A 19,461-nucleotide genomic window follows, 5' to 3' on the forward strand; every position below is an offset into this window, starting at 1 on the left:
CCGTGAGCCTCGCGGACATACTCGATCCCCTGCAGCAGCCCCTGGTGACGGTCCTGGACACCCCGGTCAGCTGGACCGAGGTGCTGGGCTTCGGCAGCGGGGCGCTCTGCGTCTGGCTGGTGGCCCGCCAGCACATCGCCAACTGGCCGATCGGGATCGCCAACAACGTCTTCTTCATCCTGCTGTTCGCCCAGGCCGGGCTGTACGCCGACGCCGGCCTCCAGATCGTCTTCATCACCCTCGCCGCGTACGGCTGGTGGACCTGGACCCACGGGGGTGGACCAGGCACCACGACCCTGCCGGTGCGCAGGACGACCCGCACCGAATGGGCCTGGCTGCTCGCGGCGGGGGTGGTGGGGACCGCCGGGATCACCCTGCTGCTGTCCCGGGCCACCGACTCCACCGTCCCGTTCTGGGACGCCCTGACGACCTCGCTCTCGCTGATGGCGACGTACGGGCAGTGCCGGAAGCGGCTGGAGTCCTGGTGGCTGTGGATCGCGGCGGACGTGGTCTACATCCCGCTCTACGCGCACAAGGGGCTGTATCTGACCTCGCTGCTGTACGCCGGGTTCCTCGCCCTCTGCATCGTCGGCCTGCGCAACTGGCACCGCGACCTGACCGCCCGTACCGCCCGCCCGCTGGAGGTGGCCGCCGCATGAAGCGCTATGGACACGGCCTGGTCCTCGGCAAGTTCTACCCGCCGCACGCGGGCCACCACCACCTCGTCGAGACCGCCCGGGACCGGTGCGAACGGCTGACCGTGCTGGTCTGCGCCGCCTCCGTGGAGTCCGTCCCGCTCGCGGACCGGGTCGCCTGGATGCGCGAGGCGCACCCGGACGTCACGGTGGTCGGCGCGGTCGACGACACGCACATGGACGTGACCGACCCGGCGGTCTGGGATGCGCACATGGCCGTCTTCACCGCCGCCGTGCCGGAGCGGGTGGACGCGGTCTTCACCTCGGAGCCGTACGGGGAGGAGCTGGGCCGCCGCTTCGGCGCCGCGTCGGTGCTCGTCGACCCCGACCGCACCCTCTTCCCGGTCTCCGGCACCGCCGTCCGCAAGGACCCCGTCGGCTGCTGGGACTTCCTCCGCGCGCCCGTGCGGGCCGCCCTCGCCCGCCGGGTCGTCGTCCTCGGCGCCGAGTCCACCGGCACCACGACCCTCGCGCGGGCGCTCACCGGCCACTACCGTGCCCGCGGCGGGGTCTGGGGACGGACGGGCTACGTCGCGGAGTACGGGCGCGAGTACAGCGAACGCAAGCTCGCCGAGCTGCGCGAGCGGTGGCCCGGAGCCGCCTGGGAGGACGTCACCTTCACCACCGACGACTTCCCCGCCATCGCCCGCACCCAGAACGAGCGCGAGGAGGCCGCCGCCCGCACCGGCTCCCCGGTCCTCTTCTGCGACACGGACTCCTTCGCCACCACCGTCTGGCACGAGCGGTACGTCGGCGGCCGCAACCCCCTCGTCGAGGAGATCGCGGACCGGGCCGCCCCCCACCACCTCTGGCTCCTCACCGACCACGAGGGCGTCGCCTTCGAGGACGACGGACTGCGCGACGGCGAGGAGCTGCGCCCCTGGATGACCGACCGCTTCCGCGCCGAACTCACCCGCACGGGAAGACGGTTCATCGAGATCACCGGCCAGCCCGAGACCCGGCTCGCCCGGGCCGTCGCCGCCGTGGACGGACTCCTCGCCACCGGCTGGGACTTCGCCGCCCCCCTCCCGGAGAAGCGATGAGCACCGGCGTACCGGAGGGGTACGATCCGCACGCCTTCCCGCCCTTCGCGGTCACCGTCGACCTCGCGGTCTTCACCGTCCGGGGCGCGGCGCTCCACGTCCTGCTGGTCGAGCGCGGCCAGGACCCCTTCCGGGGGCGCTGGGCGCTGCCGGGCGGCTTCCTCCTGCCCCGCGAGTCCGCCGACGAGGCCGCCCGCCGCGAACTGGCCGAGGAGACCGGACTCGGCCCGGACGCCGTGGGCTCCCTCCACCTGGAGCAGCTGCGCACCTACACCGACCCGGACCGCGACCCGAGGATGCGGGTCGTCTCCGTCGCGTACGCCGCCCTCCTGCCGGACCTGCCCGAACCGCGCGGCGGCGGCGACGCGGCCAGTGCCCGGTGGTGGGACGCGCGCGCCACCGGACCGCTCGCCTTCGACCACGACCGGATCCTGGCCGACGCCCGCGACCGGATCGGCGCCAAGCTCGAATACACCTGCCTGGCCACGGAGTTCTGCCCGCCCGAGTTCACCCTCGGTGAGCTCCAGCAGGTCTACGAGACGGTGTGGGGCGTCGAGCTGGACCGCCCCAACTTCCGCCGCAAGGTCCTGGGCGCGCCCGGCTTCGTCCGGCCCGTCGACGGCCCCCCGCGCCGCACGGGCGGCCGGGGCAAACCGGCCGCGCTCCACCGTGCGGGCGGCGCCACGACCCTCCACCCGCCCCTGCTGCGCCCGCAGCCCACCGACGCATCCCTCTCCCGCCCGGAAGGACGAACGCCATGACCATCGCCACCCGAAGACTGACCAAGCAGGCGGCCACCGGCTCGCTGACCGGGCTCGCGCTCGGTGACGCGCTCGGCTTCCCCACCGAGTTCAACGATGTGCCCTCGATCCTCGCCAAGTGCGGCCCCTGGCGGGGAATGGAGCTGCCGACCCCCGCGTTCGTCACCGACGACACCCAGATGACGATCGCGCTGGGCCGGGGTATCCGCACCGCCATGGACAGCGGACTGCTCACGCCGGAGCGCATGGTGGACCCGGTACGCGGGGAGTTCATCGCCTGGTACCACTCGCCGGACAACAACCGGGCCCCCGGCAACACCTGCCTCACCGCCTGCCGTCTCCTCGAGACCACCGGCGCCTGGCAGGAGGCCAGCCAGACGCACTCCAAGGGGTGCGGCGCCAACATGCGGGTCGCGCCCATCGGCCTCGTCCCCGGCCTCAGCGCCGAACAGCGCGCCGGGGCCGCCCAGCTCCAGGCCGCCCTCACCCACGGCCACCCCACCGCGCTCGCCGCCTCCGACCTCACCGCCCGCGCGGTCCTCCTGCTCGCCCAGGGCGCCGAACCGCTCGGCCTGATCGGCCAGTTGCGCAGCTACGCGTACGAGAACAGCGGCCGCTACCACACCCGCTGGCTGGGCGACCTGTGGCGGTACGCCGGGGACACCTCGCCCGAGGCGTTCATCAGCCGTGGCTGGGACGAGTGCCAGAGCGCCCTGGCCGCCGTCCAGGAGGCCCTGCGCGACGCGTCGCCGGAGACCGACCCGTGCGAGCGCACCGGCGACGGCTGGATCGCCGAGGAGGCCCTCGCCACCGCCCTGCACTGCTTCCTGCTCTTCCCCGAGGACCCGCTCGCCGCCCTGCGCCGGGCCGCCTGCACCCGGGGCGACTCCGACTCGATCGCCTGCCTGGCGGGCGCCTTCGCAGGAGCCCACCTGGGCGCGGGGGCCTGGCCCCAGGAGTGGTCGGAGCGGATCGAGTACCGGAGCGACCTGCTCTCCCTGGCGGCGCTCTGGGATGCTTGAGCGATGAGCCCCACCCCTCTCACCCTGGCGCGGGCCGGCCTCCCGGTCGTCGACCTGCGCCCCGACCTCGCCGACGCCCCGGGCCCGCTGGTCTTCGCCACGGTCTCCGGCGCCCACCTCTACGGCTTCCCCTCCCGGGACTCGGACGTGGACCTGCGGGGGGTCCACGTCCTGCCCGCCGAGGCGCTGGTGGGGCTGCGCGAGCCGGAGGAGACCCGGACGCGGATGTGGGAGCGGGACGGGGTCGAACTGGACCTCGTCACCCACGACCTGCGCAAGTTCGTCCGGCTGATGCTCCGGCCCAACGGCTACGTCCTGGAGCAGTTGCTCTCCCCGCTGGTGGTCCACACGAGCGATCTCCACACCGAACTGGCGGCCCTCGTCCCCGGCGTGCTGACCCGCCACCACGCCCACCACTACCGGGGCTTCGCCGGAACCCAGTGGCGGCTGTACGGGAAGACCGGCGAGCTGAAGCCGCTGCTCTACACCTTCCGGGCCCTGCTCACCGGCATCCACCTGATGCGCAGCGGGGAGGTGCTGGCCCATCTGCCCGCCCTCCTCGACGAGGTCGACGCCCCCGCGTATCTGCCCGGCCTGATCGAGGCGAAGGCGGAGGCCGAGCACGCGGCGGCGACGGAGGCGGACGGGGAGACGGTGACCCGGGACATCGAGGCGCTGCACCGCGTCCTGGACGAGGCCCAGGAGCGCTCCCGGCTGCCGGAGACCGCGACGGCCTTCGACGCCCTGCACGACCTGGTCGTACGGGCGAGGCTGACGCCGTGAGGGCCTGACGCCCTGCGGCTCTGCGGCTCTTCGGGCTGCCGGACCGACGCCTCCCAGGGACTGACCGGCCGACGCCCCGACGGCCGGCAGCCGGGGCGCCACCCGCCCGGCCCGGACCCGGAAGCCACCGGAAAGCTCCTGCCGGGCCGATGCCCTGTCGCCCCCGGACTACCGCGCCGACGCTCTCCTCACCCGTACGAGGAGGTCCTCCACTGCCGCCCGGTCCGGCCCGGGCGGCAGTGGGGAGGCCTCCGCCGCCTCCTCGCTCTCCTCGGCCAGGCGGTTCATCCGGCGCTCCACCTCCGGCCACGGCACCTCGCCCCGTTTCACTGCCAGCAACTCCTCGCGCGCGTCGCCCACCTCGATGCGCAGCTCACCGGTGCGCAGCAGGTCCCGGCAGCTCGCCAGCAGCCGGAGCAGATGCATGGCGTGCTTCCAGCGGGGCTCCCCGTACAGCCGGACGTCCGCCTCCAGCTTCCGGCGCTGGCCCAGCGCGTAGCGGACGAACGTGGTGTGCGCCTGGCGGGAGAGGAACGCCCCGCGCAGGGCGAGCAACTCCCGGCCGGTGTCGTCCACGTACTCCACCAGCGGGGAGTGCAGGCACTCCAGCACATTCGGATTGGCCCGCAGCGCCAGCTTGCAGAAGCGTTCCAGCTCCCAGGAGAACTGCTCGGGCGCCGGGCCCTCGACATGGGTCGGGGGCTTGGTGAAGCCCCAGAACAGCGGGGTGGGGGCGGCATACACCCCGCGCAGGTCGGTGTCGCTGTCCTGCGTCGCGAGCCCGAACGCGCGGGAGCCCATCACACACGCGTAGACCGTGTGGTCACGTACGAGAGCCTCGTCGGCGGGAGTGATCATGGCCGTGAGGGTACGTGGACGGCGGGCCGGGCCACATCCGGACATCCCCGGGCCGGGGCGGGCGCGGCCCCACTGCTCAGCCCAGCCGGATGGCCCCGTCCGTGACCGTGATCCGCTCGGCCGGCAGCGGGCGGGTCGCCGGACCTGCCTCGACCGCCGCGTCCGCGATGGAGAACTTGGAGCCGTGGCAGGGGCAGTTGATGGTGCCGTCGCTGACCGTCGAGACCAGGCAGTTCGCATGGGTGCAGACGGCGGAGAACGCCTTGAACTCGCCCTCCTCCGGCTGGGTCACCACCACCTTCTGCTCCTTGAAGACCGTGCCCCCGCCGACCGGGACGTCACCGGTCGAGGCGAGCCGCTGCCCGCCGCCGGGGGAGGCGTCCGGGGAGGTGCCGGGCGAGGTGGCGGCCGTGTCCCCGCCACCGCCCCCGTCGCCGTCCGATCCGCAGCCGGTCACCAGGGCGGCGGCCCCTGCCGCGCCCGCCGCCAGGACCGTCCTTCGCCGTGCGTTCATGGGCTCTCCAGTTGTCAGGTGTCAGTGGGGGGATCCGTGCCCGCCATGGTGGCGGCGGGGAGCGCGGAGGTGAAGCAACCGGGCGGGCCGGGAGCACTTCCTGTACAGTCGTCCAGGAAATTACCCCGGGAGGCCGCTCGTCATGCACATCGCAGCTCAGGTCCTGGTCGCGCTCGTCGCGCTGATCCACGCCTACTTCCTGGTCCTGGAGATGTTCCTCTGGGACACCGACCGCGGCCGCAGGGCCTTCGGTACGACCGCCGCCTTCTCCCGCGAGAGCGCCACCCTCGCCGCCAACCAGGGCCTCTACAACGGCTTCATGGCCGCCGGACTGGTCTGGGGCCTCCTCGCCGCCGACCCCGTCGCCTTCCAGGCCCAGGTCTTCTTCCTCGGCTGCCTGATCGTGGCCGGGGTCTACGGGGCCGTCACCGTCAGCCGGAAGATCCTCTACGTCCAGGCCGTGCCGTCCGCGATCGCCCTCGGCGCCGTCCTGCTCGCGGGCTGAGCCCCCGTTGACGCCCGCGGTCACCGACGGCAGCGCCGACCCCCGTACCGCACGCACCCGGGCCAGGCTCCGGGCAGCCCTCCTCGCCGCCTGCGAGCACCGGCCGCTCGACCGGGTCAGCGTCGCGCAGGTGGTGCGCGGGGCCGGGGTCGGACGCGCCACCTTCTACCTCCACTACGACGACCTGCACGCCCTCGCCGTGGACGCCTGCGCCGACGTCGTCACCGAGGCGGTCGACGCCCTCCACGCCTGGGAGGGCGCGCCACCCGGCCCGGAGGCGCCCCCGCCCCCGCTCGCCGCCCTCCTCACTTCCGTCCACGCCCGGGCGCCCGTCTACCGCGGCCTCCTGCGCGAAGGCGGCGGCGGGCCGCTCGGCGAACGGCTCCACCGGGAGCTGCGGCAGCGCAGCCTCGACGAGCTGAACGCCCGCCGCCCGGCGGACCCCGGCCACGACCTCACCGCGAGCGCGGTGGCCGGAATCTTCACCGGGGTGCTGGCCGACTGGGTGCACGGGGAGGTCACCGCCGCCCCTGAGCAACTCGCCGGCCGGATCTGGCAACTGCTCCTCGCGGTCCACGCCACCGCCCGTCTCACCTGGAGAGCGCGGCGGCCGGACCCCGCCCCGCCCCTCTAGGGTGATCAGGAGCAGCGCGGAAGTGAACGAGCGAGGAGTCAGGACGTGGCGGTACGAGCGGTCCGAGGCGCCGTCCAGCTGGAGCGGGACGAGGCCGGACACATGGAGGAGCGGGTCGGTGAGCTGCTCACGGCCGTCCTGGAACGCAACGAGCTGGTCGCCGACGACCTGATCAGCATCTGGTTCACCGCCACCCCCGATCTGCACAGCGACTTCCCGGCCGCCGCCGCGCGCGGCCTCGGGATCGTCGACGTCCCCCTGATCTGCGCCCAGGAGCTGGACATCGAGGGGGCCATGCCCCGCGTCGTCCGGCTCCTCGCCCATGTCGAGACCTACCTCTCCCGCGCGGAGATCAGCCACGTCTACCTCGGCGCCACCGCCGCCCTGCGCAAGGACATCGCCCAGTGAGAACCGCCCTCGTCATCGGAACCGGGCTCGTCGGCACCTCCGCCGCCCTGGCCCTGGCCGGACGTGGCATCCACGTCCACCTCGTCGACCACGACCCCGAGTCGGCCCGCACCGCCGCCGCGCTCGGTGCCGGGACCGACGAGCCGCCCACCGGCCCGGTCGACCTCGCCGTGATCGCCGTACCGCCCGCCCACACCGCCACCGTCCTGGCCACCGCCATGCGCGACGGGGTGGCCCGGGGCTACCTGGACGTGGCCAGCGTCAAGGGCGGCCCGCGCCGGGAGCTGGAGGCGCTGGGCCTCGACCTCACCCCGTACATCGGTACGCACCCGATGGCGGGCAAGGAGCGCTCCGGCCCGCTCGCCGCCACCGCCGACCTCTTCGAGGGGCGCCCCTGGGTCCTCACCCCGACCCGGGAGACCGACACCGAGGTCCTCAACCTCGCCCTGGAGCTGGTCGCGCTCTGCCGGGCCGTCCCCGTGGTGATGGACGCCGACGCCCACGACCGGGCCGTCGCCCTGGTATCGCACACCCCGCAGCTGATCTCCTCCATGGTCGCCGCGCGGCTGGAGGAGGCCGACGAGTCCGCCGTACGGCTCTGCGGGCAGGGCATACGGGACGTGACCCGGATCGCCGCCTCCGACCCCCGGATGTGGGTGGAGATCCTCTCCGCCAACCCCGGCCCGGTCGCGGACGTGCTGGCCGGGGTCGCGGCCGACCTGGAGGAGACCGTGACCGCGCTGCGGGGGCTCGACTCCGTGGACGAGAAGCGGCGGCGCGCGGGCACCGACGCCATCGAGGACGTCCTGCGCCGGGGCAACGCGGGCCGGGTCCGGGTGCCGGGCAAGCACGGCGCCGCCCCGGCCGCGTACGAGACGGTGGCCGTCCTCATCGGGGACAAGCCGGGCGAGCTGGCCGCGATCTTCGCCGACGCGGGCCGGGCCGGGGTCAACATCGAGGACGTCCGCATCGAGCACGCCACCGGGCAGCAGGCGGGCCTGGTCCAGATCATGGTCGAGCCGAGCGCGGCCCCCGTACTCGCGGCGGCCCTGACCGAACGCGGCTGGTCGGTCCGCGGCTGACCCCGGACGGGCGGGGACGCGGCCCAGGACCGTACGGGGACACGCGCGTCCCACCGGCCGGGGGCGCCGGCTGCCCCGTACGGTCCCCGCCCCTGAGCCGTACGGGGTACAAGGGCGCGCCCGGCACTCGGTAACCTGGTACGAGGCCTCCCGTGGCCCGTCCGTCCCCACCCCGTGTACCAGGAAGGTGTCCACCGCCGTGGAAACCGCAAGCTCCGCCGTGATCGTCGCCATCGACGGGCCCTCCGGCACCGGAAAGTCGAGCACCTCGAAGGCCGTCGCCGCCAAGCTCGGCCTGAGCTACCTGGACACGGGCGCGCAGTACCGGGCCATCACCTGGTGGATGCTGAACAACGGCATCGACGTCTCCAGCCCGGCCGAGATCGCCACCGCCGCCGCCAAGCCGGTGATCGTCTCCGGCACCGACCCGTCCGCCCCGACGATCACCGTCGACGGCGAGGACGCCTCCGGCCCGATCCGCACCCAGGAGGTCACCTCCAAGGTCAGCGCGGTCAGCGCGGTCCCCGAGGTGCGCACGATCATCACGGAGCTGCAGCGCTCCATCGCCGCGGGCGCCGAGGGCGGCATCGTCGTCGAGGGCCGGGACATCGGCACCACCGTGCTGCCCGACGCCGACATCAAGATCTTCCTCACCGCCTCCCCGGAGGCCCGCGCCGCCCGCCGCAGCGGTGAGGTCAAGGGATCCGACCTCGCCGCCACCCGCGAGGCCCTGATCAGGCGGGACGCCGCCGACTCCGGCCGCAAGACCTCCCCCCTCGCCAAGGCGGACGACGCCGTCGAGGTGGACACCACCGAGCTGACCCTCCAGCAGGTCATCGAGTGCATCGTCACCCTCGTCGAGGAGAAGCGGACCGCCGCGTGAGCGACGCCACGGGGGCGCCGACGCTGCGCGGGGCCGCGGTGGGACGGCGGATCGGCATCGGCCTGATGTACGGGCTCTGGAAGCCGCGGGTGCTCGGCGCGTGGCGGGTGCCCGCCGCCGGACCCGTCATCCTCGCGGTCAACCACTCCCACAACATCGACGGCCCGATGCTGATGGGCACCGCGCCCCGGCCGGTGCACTTCCTGATCAAGAAGGAGGCGTTCGTCGGCCCCCTCGACCCGTTCCTGCACGGGATCGGCCAGATCGAGGTGGACCGTACGACCGTCGACCGCACCGCCATCAGCCACGCGCTGGGCGTCCTGGCGGACGGCGGGGCGCTCGGGATCTTCCCGGAGGGCACCCGGGGTGAGGGCGACTTCGCCTCGCTGCGGGCCGGACTCGCGTACTTCGCGGTACGCGGCGGGGCGCCGATCGTCCCCGTCGCCGTCCTGGGATCCACCGAGCGCCGTGGACGGTTGATACGGGGGCTGCCCCCGCTGCGCAGCCGGGTCGACGTCGTCTTCGGGGACGCGTTCGACGCGAGCGCCGGCGACGGGCGGCGGACGCGCAAGGCGCTGGACGAGGCGACCCTGCGGATCCAGGCGCGGCTCACCGCCCACCTGGAGAGCGCCAAGCGCCTCACCGGCCGATAGGCCAGACTTGACCTGACTTGAGTAGTGGACGGCGCTGATCGCGGTCCATCGATGATGATGCAAAGAGGAACGGACTTCATGAACGACCAGATTCACTCCGGCGGCTCGGACCACGAGCACGGAGAGCTTGGCGATGCCGAGTACGCGGAGTTCATGGAGCTCGCCGCGCAGGAGGGCTTCGACCCCGAGGAGGTCGAGGGCGCTCTCGGTGAGGCCGGTCACGGCCCGCTCCCCGTGCTCGCCGTCGTCGGCCGCCCCAATGTCGGCAAGTCGACCCTGGTGAACCGGATCATCGGCCGCCGTGAGGCCGTCGTGCAGGACAAGCCCGGCGTCACCCGTGACCGCGTCACCTACGAGGCCGAGTGGGCGGGCCGCCGGTTCAAGGTCGTCGACACCGGCGGCTGGGAGCAGGACGTGCTGGGCCTCGACGCCTCCGTCGCCGCCCAGGCGGAGTACGCCATCGAGACCGCCGACGCCGTGGTCTTCGTGGTCGACTCCACCGTCGGCGCCACCGACACCGACGAGGCCGTCGTCAAGCTGCTGCGCCGGGCGGGCAAGCCCGTCGTGCTCTGCGCCAACAAGGTCGACGGCCAGAGCGGCGAGGCCGACGCCACCGCCCTGTGGTCACTGGGCCTCGGTGAGCCCTACCCGGTCTCCTCGCTGCACGGCCGGGGCACCGGTGACATGCTGGACGCCGTCCTGGAGGCGCTCCCGGACGCCCCGGCCCAGAGGTTCGGCACCGCCCCCGGCGGCCCCCGCCGCATCGCCCTGATCGGCCGCCCGAACGTCGGCAAGTCCTCCCTGCTCAACAAGGTCGCGGGGGAGGACCGGGTCGTCGTCAACGAGCTGGCCGGCACCACCCGTGACCCGGTCGACGAGCTGATCACGCTCGGCGGCATCACCTGGAAGTTCATCGACACCGCCGGTATCCGCCGCCGCGTCCACCTCCAGGAGGGCGCCGACTACTACGCTTCGCTGCGGACCGCCGCCGCCCTGGAGAAGGCCGAGGTCGCCGTCGTCCTGATCGACGCCAGCGAGTCCATCAGCGTCCAGGACCAGCGCATCGTCACGATGGCCGTGGAGGCGGGGCGCGCCCTGGTCGTCGCCTTCAACAAGTGGGACACCCTCGACGAGGAGCGCCGCTACTACCTGGAGCGCGAGATCGAGACGGAGCTGGCACAGATCTCCTGGGCCCCGCGCGTCAACGTCTCGGCCGTCACCGGCCGCCACATGGAGAAGCTGGTCCCGGCGATCGAGACCGCGATCGAGGGATGGGAGACCCGCGTCCCCACCGGCCGGCTGAACGCGTTCCTGGGCGAGATCGTCGCCGCCCACCCGCACCCGATCCGCGGGGGCAAGCAGCCGCGCATCCTGTTCGGCACCCAGGCGGGCACCAAGCCGCCCCGGTTCGTCCTCTTCGCCTCCGGCTTCCTGGAGCACGGCTACCGCCGCTTCGTCGAGCGCCGGCTCCGTGAGGAGTTCGGCTTCGAGGGCACCCCGATCCACATCTCGGTCCGGGTCCGCGAGAAGCGCGGCCGCAACAAGTAGCGCACACGGGAGAGCCCCGGCACGGCCCGTACGAAGGGACCGTGCCGGGGCTCTCCCGTACCCGCTCTCAGGACTCCCGGGAGCCCGGCGGAAGCGCCGTCGGCCGGGGGCGCCCGGCGTGCCGGCCCACCCGCTGCCAGGAGCCGAGGGTCCCGGTGTGGTGGCTCTGGCCGCCGCCGGTCCCGGTCTGCCGGGCGGACCCGGGCGGGGACGGGTGGCCGGGCAGCGGGGCCCGGGAGGCGAAGAACCCCGCGCTGAAGGCCGGGAAGCGGAGGTTCTCCTCACCGCTCCGGTCACCCGGCAGCGCCCGGAACGAGCGCCGGTACTCGGAGTACAGCGCGTCGTAGATCGGGGTGGCGGAGGTGCCCGCCGATGGATCCTGCGCGGGACGCATGGCAGGAATCTGGCTCTGGTGCTGGCGGGACGGGTCGTATGAGTGCACGTAGGTGCCAACGACCTCGTCGCCCGTCGGATGCGGTTCCGCCGGAGAAAACGCTGTTCGGCGGGGGTGCCCGAGCGGGGCGGACATCCTCAGGTCCCGGCCAGCGGCATCGAGGCGGCGACCAGGACCCCGTTGACCGCGGCCTTCTCCAGGGCGTCCCGGAGCAGGTCCTCGCGCGGCTGCTGGCCGATGGTGCCGGCCGGGGCGGCGAAGACCAGGACCTGCTGCGACTTGTTGACCGCGGCCCGCCAGCCGTCGGTGACCTGGAGCGGCTGGTGGGCCTGCCACCAGGCGACCGGGTTCCCGCCGCCGGAGCCCGGCTGCAGCACGGCGTGCAGCTGGCCCACGGCGAGCAGCACCGACCAGCCGGGCAGCGGCGCGGGCAGCGTGTGCAGGTCGGGCGCCGGGTGGAAGCCCTGCTCCAGCAGCAGCTGGAGGAACTCGTCGCCCCCGCTGCCGTCGGTGCCGGGCCGGGCGACCGGGCCGGTCGGTTCGACGACCAGGGCCGGGCGGACATCGTCCTCGATGAGAACGAGACCGCTGGTGATGCCGAGGACGGCCTGTTCGGGCATGCGCCCCTCCGTATTCTTCTGCTCGCTGCCGGTGATGCTGCGCACCGCGCCCTGGAGCTGGTCCTCCGCGACCTTGACGACCTGCGAGGGGATGCACGTCGCGTGGGCGAACGCGAGCACGGCCGTCTCGTCCCCGATGAACAGCACGGTGCTGGTGCGCTCCTGGTCGGAGTCGCCGGGGGTGCGGCAGGAGGTGCAGTCGTAGCTGCCGGGGGTGTCGTCGCCGACGAGCAGCCGGTCGGCTTCGTCGTCGCCGATCTCGGCGCGTACGTCCTGGCTGACGTCGAGCATGCGCGGCACGGGTGGCTCCTCGGACTCGGTGCGTGGGCCGGGGGGTTCCCGGCTCATGAAGAGACAACGGGGAATCCGCGGCCGGGGTCACGCACCGGCGTGGACGGAAGTGAGGGCCATGTCGACTCATCGTCACATCGATGAGTCGATCTCCGGTCTCTCCGGGGAGCGGCCTCCCGCCCCTTCGGAGAGCGGGGAGAGGCAGGCGGACATAGTCTCCGGAGATTTTCTCCGGACGCAGGCAACCTCCCCGCTTTTTCCCACGTCAAGCACGGAGGAATGCGTCGCCGGAACGGGTGGCGGGCAGGCGGCCGGGAAATGCACCGGCCGTCCCCGAAGCGTGCGCGGACACCGGACGCCGAGTGCGATCCGGACCCGCGGCTTCCAGGAACGGGCTGGTCAGCCACGGTTCCGGCGGTGCGGCGGGGCTACCGGACGGTGCGACGCATTCCACGGCGGAATCCACCCGGATTCCGGACCCGTTCGAGGTGGTGGAACGGGGCGGCGGAACAGATGGTGAACCGCCGGGACATACAGTCACGCGATACCGGCCCGACCAGGGGGAAACGGCGGCTCCATGCATATTTCATTTCTTCTGCACAACGCGTACGGCATCGGCGGGACGATCCGGTCGACCTTCACGCTCGCCCGCGCCCTCGCCGAACAGCACGACGTCGAGATCGTCTCCGTCTTCCGGCACCGCGACGCACCCCAGCTCGGCGCGCCCGAGGGCGTGACGCTCCGCCACCTCGTCGACCTGCGGAAGAAGAGCGGCAGCTACGAGGGGGACGCGGCCGAACACGCCCGGCCCGCCGTGGTGTTCCCGCGCGGCGACAGTCGGCACAAGCAGTACAGCAGGCTCACCGACGCCCGGATCGCCGACCACCTCCGGACGCTCGAGGCCGATGTCGTCGTCGGCACCCGCCCCGGGCTGAACGTGCACATCAGCCGGCAGACCCGCCGGGGCCCGGTGCGCGTCGGGCAGGAGCACCTGACCCTCGACAACCACGGCTACCGCCTGCGGCGCGAGATCGCCCACCGGTACACCCTGCTCGACGCCCTCACCACCGTCACGCGGGCCGACGCCGCCGACTACCGCCGCCGGATGAAGCTGCCCGGCGTGCGGATCGAGGCCATCCCCAACGCCGTGCCCGTGCCCGGCTGTCCGCCCGCCGACGGCGATCTGAAGTGGGTCGTCGCGGCCGGCCGGCTGCACCGGGTCAAGCGGTACGACCTGCTCGTACGGGCCTTCGCCCAGGTCGCGGCCGCCCGCCCGGACTGGCGGCTGCGGATCTACGGCGGAGCGGACGCCAGCGGCGACGAACAGGCCACGCTGCGCGCGCTCATCGACCGGCTGGACCTGCACAACCACGTGTTCCTGATGGGCGCGGCCAGCCCGCTGGAGGCCGAGTGGCCCAAGGGGTCGATCGCCGCCGTCACGTCGGAGCGCGAGTCCTTCGGGATGACCATCGTCGAGGCGATGCGCGGCGGACTGCCGGTCGTGGCCACCGCCTGCCCGCACGGACCGGCCGAGATCATCGAGGACGGCGTCGACGGCTGCCTCGTACCGGTGGGGGACACCGACGCGGTCGCCGCCGCGCTGCTCCGGCTGATCGAGGACGACGGCCTGCGCCACCGGATGGGCCGCGCCGCGCTCGGGGCGTCGGAGCGCTTCGACCCGGCGCGGATCGCCGAGCGCCACGAGAGCCTCTTCACCGAACTCGTCGCCCGGGGCGCCGGGAGCCGGAGCCACGGGCCCCTGCGCACCGCGCTGCACCGCACCCGGGGCACCGTGCTCGACGGGGCGTACGCACTCCGCTACAAGGCCGCCGACGTGCTCCGCAAGGGGAGGACCGCATGACCACCACCGCCACCGCCGACGCGACCGTACGCGCCGACTGCGTCGCCGACCCGGCCGGAACGCTCACCTTCGAGCTGACCACTGCCACCGCCCCCGGCCCCGGCCCCGGGGCCGTACTGCTGCTGCGCCGGAGGGGAGGGGCGGGCACCACGGTCCGGCTCGCGCTGAGCAGCAGCGCCCCCGGCCGGCTGCGGGCGGTGCTGGAGCCCGCCACCGAGCTGCCCGAGGGGTGGTGGGACACGTACGTCGAGGAGCCCGGCTCCGAGCACATGCCGGCCGTCCTGCCCGGGCTGCGGGATCTGCGCACCCTCGTCGACCGCGCCCCCGACGCCGCTACCGCCACCGTCCGCTGGCGGGTGCCCTACCCCACCCTCGACGGCCGCCTCGCGGTCCGCAGCTGGGTCCGCGCCCCGCACGCCGAGGCCGGCGCCATCCGCGTCGGCCCGGCCGGCATGAGCGTCGAGGGCGTGCTGTACGGGGCCGGGGCGGGGGAGGACGCCGTGGTCGAGGCCCGGCTCCAGGGGGACCCCTCGCGGCTCCACCGGGTCCCGCTCACCGCCACCGGGGAGCCGGGCGGCTTCGCCTTCACCCTGCCCTACGCCCCGCTGGTCACCGGCCCGGTGGCCGAGGAGCAGCTCTGGTGGCTCTGGCTGATCCCGGCCCCCGGCGCGAAGGCGGTCAGGATCTCGCGCATCCTGGACGACGTCTGGACCCGGCACAAGACCTTCGTCTACCCGGGCCGTCCGGTGGCCGAGGGCGCCATGGCCACCCCCTGCTACACGGTCGGCAACGACCTCTCCGTACGGGTGGAGCCCCGGCCCGCCACCGCCTGAACAGACCTCGCCAGGGCTTGCGGACAGCTCCTGTCCGCAAGCCCTGGCAGACTCCTCCCCATGTTGGAGACCTCGGCACGACTGCTGCGCCTGCTCTCACTGCTCCAGGCCCACCGGGACTGGTCCGGCGCCGACCTGGCCGAACGGCTCGGCGTCACCCCGCGCACCGTCCGCCGGGACGTGGAGAAGCTCCGCGAGCTGGGCTACCCGGTGAACGCCAGCCCCGGCACCGGCGGCGGCTACCAGCTCGGCGCCGGGGCCGAGCTGCCGCCGCTCCTGCTGGACGACGAGGAGGCCGTCGCGGTCGCCGTGGGGCTGCGTACGGCGGCGGGCCACGGCATCGAGGGCATCGGCGAGACCTCCGTACGCGCCCTGGCCAAGCTGGAGCAGGTGCTGCCGAACCGGCTGCGGCGCCGGGTGAGCGCGCTCGGCGCCTTCACCGTGCCGATGCTGCACGGGGCGGACTCCGAGACCGTCGACCCGGGGCTCCTCACCGAACTCGCCGGGGCCTGCCGGGACAGCGAGCGGCTCCGCTTCTCCTACCGCGCCCACAGCGGCTCGGACTCCCGCCGGACCGTCGAACCGCACCGGCTCGTCTGCACCGAGCGCCGCTGGTACCTCGTCGCCTGGGACCTCGACCGGGCGGACTGGCGGACCTTCCGGGTGGACCGGATCACCCCGACACCCCCGCACGGCCCCCGCTTCACGCCCCGCACCCCGCCCGCCGAGGACCTGGCCGCCTATGTCTCCCGGGGCGTCTCGGTCTCCGCCTACGCGGCGCGGGCGGTGCTCCTGCTGAAGGCCCCGGTGGCGGAGGCAGCCAGGCGCGTCCCGCCCTCCGCCGGGGTGCTGGAGCCCGTCGACGAGCGGAGCTGCCGGCTCACCGCGGGCGCGCCCGACCTGGAGGTCCTGGTGATCCACGTGCTGCTCATGGGGATCGACTTCGAGGTGGTGGAGCCGCCCGAGCTGATCGAGGTGATGGCCCGGGCCCGGGACCGGCTCGACCGGGCGCTCGCCGGCTCCGGGGATTCCTCCCGGTTCCGCGAGGGAGGAGGAACCGTGGAAGAAGCGTGAGGAAATGTAGGACAGGTATAAGGGAGCATGAATTCCCGGTGTCCCCGCCATTCGAGTGAAGGGTCCCCGCCCGGGTAAAAGCGGCAGGTCACCCCGGGTGTTTCCGGAGTACGGCGACCGGCCCCGCAGTGCGGCCGTGCGGGGGCGGCGGACCATTTTGCACCCCCGCTTCCCGGCGGGCCGTTCGGGTGAATAGGGCGGGATTTGGGTGTGTGGGGATTCTGTGACACAAGCGTGACCGCGACGGCATGTGACCATGCCGGGCCTGGCTCCGGTCCGGCCTTCCGTCCGGCTCCGCGGACGCCTACGGTGAGGGGTATGGCCTCTCTACCGACCCCTCCCGCACAGCCCGACGACGCCCCCGACGCGTATGTCGGCCTCGCCGCCGACGCCGCCGAGCAGCTGGCCAGAAGCCGTGGCTGGGACACGGTCCGGGCGGTCCCGCCGGGCTCGTTCCTGACGATGGAGTTCCGCTCCGGGCGCATCAACTTCCAGGTCGAGGACGCCACGGTGACCCGCTGCTGGGTCGGCTGACGCCCTCCCCGCGCCCCTGATACGACCGCGTACGGCGAAGGCCCCGACCACCAGGGTGTGGTCGGGGCCTTCGCCGTACGCGGAGGTCCTAGGGCCTGTCTTCAAAGGGTCATATCCACATCAGGAGTGACGCGATGGTGAGTGCTGCTTCGTAGGATTCGCGAGTTTTGTCGTAGCGGGTGGCTATGGCCCGGTACTGCTTTAACGCGTTGAAGCAGCGCTCGACGACGTTGCGCTGTTTGTAGCGCTCCTTGTCGAAAGCGGGCGGCCTGCCGCCGTTGCTGCCACGACGGCGGCGGTTCGTCTGCTGGTCCGAGCGTTCCGGGATGGTGTGCGGGATACCGCGTTTCCGCAGGTAGTTGCGTATGGCTCGACTGCTGTATCCCTTGTCGCCCAGGAGATGATCGGGCCGGTTGCGCGATCGGCCTGGGCCTGGGCGGCGGACCCTGATCTGCGCGAGAACCTGCTCGAACTGTGTGCAGTCGTTGATGTTGCCGCCGGTGACGACAAAGCCGAGCGGACGGCCGCGGCCGTCGCAGGCGAGGTGAATCTTGGTCGTCAGTCCGCCACGGGATCGCCCGAGGGCGTGAGCGTGTGCCGTTTCTGCAGGGCCTGCCCCTTTTTGCGGGCGCCGGCCGCGTGCTGATGAGCGCGGGTGATCGTGGAGTCCACGGAAACCAGCCAGTCGACGTCCCCAGCCGCATCCTTCTGAGCCTGGACGGCCTCAAGCATCCGCGTGAACGTGCCATCGAGCGCCCACCTGCGGAAACGTGTGTACAACGTCTGCCAGGACCCGTACCTCTCCGGCACATCACGCCAGGCCGAACCGGTCCGCAGCTTCCACACGATTCCGTTCAGTACCACCCGGTCGTCCCGCCGGGGCCGCCCCGTTTCCGTCCGCGGAAGCAGCCCCGACAGAACGTCCCACTCTTCATCCGAGAGCTCATGTCGTCGCACCACGGGGCATATGATGCCCCATCAACAGCCTTTGAAGACAGGCCCTAGGGCCTGTCGTCAAACTGCCGCGTGCCGTGCGGCGCCCGGCACGCACGCTCGCGGCGTTGCCGAGATGCCCTGGTAGCTCCGCTACAAGACCATCCCGGCGCCTTGCGATCGCACGCACCGGACGCCGCACGGCCGCCCTCCGGGCGACGACGGCAGTTTGACGACAGGCCCTAGCCGCCCGTCATCGGCCGCGCCGGGCTCGCGGTGCTCCGGGAGCCGTGGTCCGGGTGCTGCGGCGGGCGGCGGCTGCCCGCCGGGGCCACCGGCGGCCGCTCCGGGCAGGCGGTGGGGGTGTGCGCCCGCGCCCGGGCCCCGGTCGTCGTGGCGGTCGCGGTGGCCGTGGCCACTCCCGTCGCCACCTGTGCGGCGGCTGTGGCGGGCGCGGCGGGTGTCGCCGCCGCGCCCGTGAAGGCCGCGCCCTCGCCCGCGATCGACTGCGGGAGCAGCACCGGCTGCGGCCCGTCCTGCGGGGCGACTGCCGGGCGTACGGCCCTGCGCCGGGCCCGCCACTGCTCGCGCAGGTCGAAGATCCAGCTCTCCGTCCGGGCGATCAGCGGCTCGAACCAGGGCAGCGCCAGCAGGATGAGCAGCCCCGCCGCCCAGCCCAGCAGGACGTCGCTGAGCCAGTGCGTGCCGATGTAGACGGTGGTGAGGCCGACACCCAGCGAGACCGTGGCGGAGAGCGCCGACAGATAGCGCCTGGCCCGGGGCGTGGTGGCCAGATAGGCGAGGATTCCCCAGGTCACGACGGCGTTGGCGGTGTGACCGGAGGGAAATATATCGCCGCCGGCGAACATCTCGGCCGAGCCGATCTGCGTCGCGTAGTGCGGGCCGAGCCGCCCCAGGCCCAGCTTGACCGCGCCCACCGTCACGTTCAGCAGCAGCAGGGCCGTGCCGAGGACCAGGAGCGGCCGGAGCGTGTGCTGACGCCAGGAGCGCCAGCCCAGCCAGCAGGCGACCATCACCGCCGTCGGGCCGCGCTGGCCGAGCACGACGTAGTAGTCGAGGAAGGCGTGCAGTTCGGGCCACTGCTGGTAGGGCCGGAACAGCATGACCTTCCAGTCCAGGGCCACCAGCCAGGACGTCACGAGCACGGCGAAGACGATGGCGAGATAGAACGCCAACGTCCCGCCGAAGAGGGCGATGCGGTGACGGCTCATCCGCGGTGCCACTATCTTCGGCGGTTCCGGCTCCCGGTCCAGGCGGGCGAAGATGTCGGTACGCACCCAATCGACGTTACAGCGAGTGAGTGTGCGTGCTGGCCAATACGGCCGCTTTGTGATGACGATGTGATGTGGACTTCGTCTCAGAGGGGTTACTTTTTCCGGCCCCGGAGAACAATCCCCGTGATCTTGCGCCCCATTTCCCCGGGGTTCCGTTCGGAAGTGTGTTTGATCTTCCGGGCAATTTCGTACGGGGGGAATCCGCGGGAATTGATCCGCCCATTCGGGGGAGGAGCG

The 19,461-nt window shown here is 73.0% G+C and carries 22 protein-coding genes; 16 read left to right on the forward strand and 6 right to left on the reverse strand.

The window, feature by feature from the left end; all coding sequences use genetic code 11:
• Positions 1 to 2: 2 nt before the first annotated feature.
• From pnuC to DJ476_RS28195, 5 genes are read left to right on the forward strand one after another with little or no spacing between them, the layout of a single operon-like run.
• Positions 3 to 659, forward strand: a complete 657-nt coding sequence (gene pnuC, locus DJ476_RS28175) for a nicotinamide riboside transporter PnuC (RefSeq protein WP_103418620.1) — start codon at positions 3 to 5, stop codon at positions 657 to 659.
• Positions 656 to 1,738 (forward strand): AAA family ATPase, encoded by a 1,083-nt coding sequence (locus tag DJ476_RS28180; protein WP_112491831.1) that lies wholly within the window; start codon positions 656 to 658, stop codon positions 1,736 to 1,738. Before pnuC ends, DJ476_RS28180 begins: the two co-directional genes overlap by 4 nt.
• Positions 1,735 to 2,499, forward strand: coding sequence for an NUDIX hydrolase (locus DJ476_RS28185; protein WP_112491832.1), 765 nt, complete (start codon positions 1,735 to 1,737; stop codon positions 2,497 to 2,499). The genes DJ476_RS28180 and DJ476_RS28185 overlap by 4 nt, the downstream gene beginning before the upstream one ends.
• A complete protein-coding gene (locus tag DJ476_RS28190; protein ID WP_112491833.1) occupies positions 2,496 to 3,521 on the forward strand; it encodes an ADP-ribosylglycohydrolase family protein in 1,026 nt (341 codons plus the stop codon). Before DJ476_RS28185 ends, DJ476_RS28190 begins: the two co-directional genes overlap by 4 nt.
• Positions 3,522 to 3,524: 3 nt before the next feature.
• A complete protein-coding gene (locus DJ476_RS28195) occupies positions 3,525 to 4,304 on the forward strand; it encodes a nucleotidyltransferase domain-containing protein (protein ID WP_112491834.1) in 780 nt (259 codons plus the stop codon).
• 168 nt (positions 4,305 to 4,472) lie between these two features.
• Here the strand turns inward: DJ476_RS28195 and DJ476_RS28200 are convergent, their stop codons facing one another.
• Positions 4,473 to 5,162 carry a nucleotidyltransferase domain-containing protein gene (locus tag DJ476_RS28200; protein WP_112491835.1) on the reverse strand — a complete coding sequence of 230 codons (690 nt, stop codon included), beginning with the start codon at positions 5,160 to 5,162 and terminating at the stop codon, positions 4,473 to 4,475.
• A gap of 76 nt (positions 5,163 to 5,238) precedes the next feature.
• Positions 5,239 to 5,676 (reverse strand): Rieske (2Fe-2S) protein, encoded by a 438-nt coding sequence (locus tag DJ476_RS28205; protein WP_112491836.1) that lies wholly within the window; start codon positions 5,674 to 5,676, stop codon positions 5,239 to 5,241.
• A gap of 142 nt (positions 5,677 to 5,818) precedes the next feature.
• On the opposite strand from DJ476_RS28205, the gene DJ476_RS28210 reads away from it, so the two are divergent.
• From DJ476_RS28210 to der, 7 genes are all read left to right on the forward strand, one after another.
• Positions 5,819 to 6,181, forward strand: a complete 363-nt coding sequence (locus DJ476_RS28210) for a DUF1304 domain-containing protein (RefSeq protein ID WP_103418627.1) — start codon at positions 5,819 to 5,821, stop codon at positions 6,179 to 6,181.
• Between the two features lie 7 nt (positions 6,182 to 6,188).
• Positions 6,189 to 6,815, forward strand: coding sequence for a TetR family transcriptional regulator (locus DJ476_RS28215; protein ID WP_112491837.1), 627 nt, complete (start codon positions 6,189 to 6,191; stop codon positions 6,813 to 6,815).
• Between the two features lie 45 nt (positions 6,816 to 6,860).
• On the forward strand, positions 6,861 to 7,223 hold the full coding sequence (gene aroH, locus DJ476_RS28220) for a chorismate mutase (RefSeq protein ID WP_103418629.1): 363 nt from the start codon (positions 6,861 to 6,863) through the stop codon (positions 7,221 to 7,223).
• Positions 7,220 to 8,305 (forward strand): prephenate dehydrogenase, encoded by a 1,086-nt coding sequence (locus DJ476_RS28225; protein ID WP_070200471.1) that lies wholly within the window; start codon positions 7,220 to 7,222, stop codon positions 8,303 to 8,305. The genes aroH and DJ476_RS28225 overlap by 4 nt, the downstream gene beginning before the upstream one ends.
• A 187-nt stretch (positions 8,306 to 8,492) precedes the next feature.
• Positions 8,493 to 9,188: a (d)CMP kinase gene (gene cmk / locus DJ476_RS28230; protein WP_112491838.1), complete on the forward strand. Its 696-nt coding sequence runs from the start codon at positions 8,493 to 8,495 to the stop codon at positions 9,186 to 9,188.
• The gene (locus DJ476_RS28235; protein ID WP_103418631.1) at positions 9,185 to 9,841 is read left to right on the forward strand and encodes a lysophospholipid acyltransferase family protein; all 657 of its coding nucleotides are present in this window, start codon (positions 9,185 to 9,187) and stop codon (positions 9,839 to 9,841) included. The genes cmk and DJ476_RS28235 overlap by 4 nt, the downstream gene beginning before the upstream one ends.
• Positions 9,842 to 9,919: 78 nt before the next feature.
• On the forward strand, positions 9,920 to 11,389 hold the full coding sequence (gene der, locus DJ476_RS28240) for a ribosome biogenesis GTPase Der (protein WP_070200474.1): 1,470 nt from the start codon (positions 9,920 to 9,922) through the stop codon (positions 11,387 to 11,389).
• 67 nt (positions 11,390 to 11,456) lie between these two features.
• Here the strand turns inward: der and DJ476_RS28245 are convergent, their stop codons facing one another.
• On the reverse strand, positions 11,457 to 11,783 hold the full coding sequence (locus DJ476_RS28245) for a hypothetical protein (protein ID WP_103418632.1): 327 nt from the start codon (positions 11,781 to 11,783) through the stop codon (positions 11,457 to 11,459).
• Between the two features lie 137 nt (positions 11,784 to 11,920).
• A complete protein-coding gene (locus DJ476_RS28250) occupies positions 11,921 to 12,703 on the reverse strand; it encodes a hypothetical protein (protein ID WP_028419892.1) in 783 nt (260 codons plus the stop codon).
• Positions 12,704 to 13,271: 568 nt separating this feature from the next.
• On the opposite strand from DJ476_RS28250, the gene DJ476_RS28255 reads away from it, so the two are divergent.
• The 4 genes from DJ476_RS28255 (at position 13,272) to DJ476_RS28270 (ending at position 16,996) form a co-directional block, all read left to right on the forward strand.
• On the forward strand, positions 13,272 to 14,555 hold the full coding sequence (locus tag DJ476_RS28255) for a glycosyltransferase family 4 protein (protein WP_103418633.1): 1,284 nt from the start codon (positions 13,272 to 13,274) through the stop codon (positions 14,553 to 14,555).
• Complete coding sequence (locus DJ476_RS28260) at positions 14,552 to 15,388, forward strand: transferase (RefSeq protein ID WP_112491839.1); 837 nt, start codon at positions 14,552 to 14,554, stop codon at positions 15,386 to 15,388. Before DJ476_RS28255 ends, DJ476_RS28260 begins: the two co-directional genes overlap by 4 nt.
• 60 nt (positions 15,389 to 15,448) lie before the next feature.
• Positions 15,449 to 16,462: a helix-turn-helix transcriptional regulator gene (locus DJ476_RS28265; RefSeq protein ID WP_103418635.1), complete on the forward strand. Its 1,014-nt coding sequence runs from the start codon at positions 15,449 to 15,451 to the stop codon at positions 16,460 to 16,462.
• 318 nt (positions 16,463 to 16,780) lie between these two features.
• Entirely contained in the window at positions 16,781 to 16,996 is a 216-nt protein-coding gene (locus tag DJ476_RS28270) for an I78 family peptidase inhibitor (protein WP_019765194.1), read from the forward strand.
• Positions 16,997 to 17,105: 109 nt separating this feature from the next.
• Here the strand turns inward: DJ476_RS28270 and DJ476_RS28275 are convergent.
• Together DJ476_RS28275 and DJ476_RS28285 are read right to left on the reverse strand one after the other, a co-directional pair.
• A protein-coding gene (locus tag DJ476_RS28275; protein WP_456339963.1) for an IS5 family transposase occupies positions 17,106 to 17,953 on the reverse strand; the annotation gives its coding sequence in 2 pieces (ribosomal slippage) (positions 17,106 to 17,608 and positions 17,608 to 17,953; 849 coding nt in all).
• A gap of 218 nt (positions 17,954 to 18,171) precedes the next feature.
• A complete protein-coding gene (locus DJ476_RS28285) occupies positions 18,172 to 19,227 on the reverse strand; it encodes a phosphatase PAP2 family protein (RefSeq protein ID WP_112491840.1) in 1,056 nt (351 codons plus the stop codon).
• Positions 19,228 to 19,461 lie beyond the last annotated feature (234 nt).

It is taken from the genome of Streptomyces bacillaris, from assembly GCF_003268675.1.
Lineage (GTDB): Bacteria > Actinomycetota > Actinomycetes > Streptomycetales > Streptomycetaceae > Streptomyces > Streptomyces bacillaris.

Bases quoted from the DNA above. Each gene is read 5' to 3' on its own strand.
- DJ476_RS28180 (WP_112491831.1), top strand. From the start codon at position 656: ATGAAGCGCTATGGACACGGCCTGGTCCTCGGCAAGTTCTACCCGCCG.
- DJ476_RS28185 (WP_112491832.1), top strand. From the start codon at position 1,735: ATGAGCACCGGCGTACCGGAGGGGTACGATCCGCACGCCTTCCCGCCC.
- DJ476_RS28190 (WP_112491833.1), top strand. From the start codon at position 2,496: ATGACCATCGCCACCCGAAGACTGACCAAGCAGGCGGCCACCGGCTCG.
- DJ476_RS28195 (WP_112491834.1), top strand. From the start codon at position 3,525: ATGAGCCCCACCCCTCTCACCCTGGCGCGGGCCGGCCTCCCGGTCGTC.
- DJ476_RS28200 (WP_112491835.1), bottom strand. From the start codon at position 5,162: ATGATCACTCCCGCCGACGAGGCTCTCGTACGTGACCACACGGTCTAC.
- DJ476_RS28205 (WP_112491836.1), bottom strand. From the start codon at position 5,676: ATGAACGCACGGCGAAGGACGGTCCTGGCGGCGGGCGCGGCAGGGGCC.
- DJ476_RS28210 (WP_103418627.1), top strand. From the start codon at position 5,819: ATGCACATCGCAGCTCAGGTCCTGGTCGCGCTCGTCGCGCTGATCCAC.
- der (WP_070200474.1), top strand. From the start codon at position 9,920: ATGAACGACCAGATTCACTCCGGCGGCTCGGACCACGAGCACGGAGAG.
- DJ476_RS28245 (WP_103418632.1), bottom strand. From the start codon at position 11,783: ATGCGTCCCGCGCAGGATCCATCGGCGGGCACCTCCGCCACCCCGATC.
- DJ476_RS28255 (WP_103418633.1), top strand. From the start codon at position 13,272: ATGCATATTTCATTTCTTCTGCACAACGCGTACGGCATCGGCGGGACG.
- DJ476_RS28260 (WP_112491839.1), top strand. From the start codon at position 14,552: ATGACCACCACCGCCACCGCCGACGCGACCGTACGCGCCGACTGCGTC.
- DJ476_RS28265 (WP_103418635.1), top strand. From the start codon at position 15,449: ATGTTGGAGACCTCGGCACGACTGCTGCGCCTGCTCTCACTGCTCCAG.
- DJ476_RS28270 (WP_019765194.1), top strand. From the start codon at position 16,781: ATGGCCTCTCTACCGACCCCTCCCGCACAGCCCGACGACGCCCCCGAC.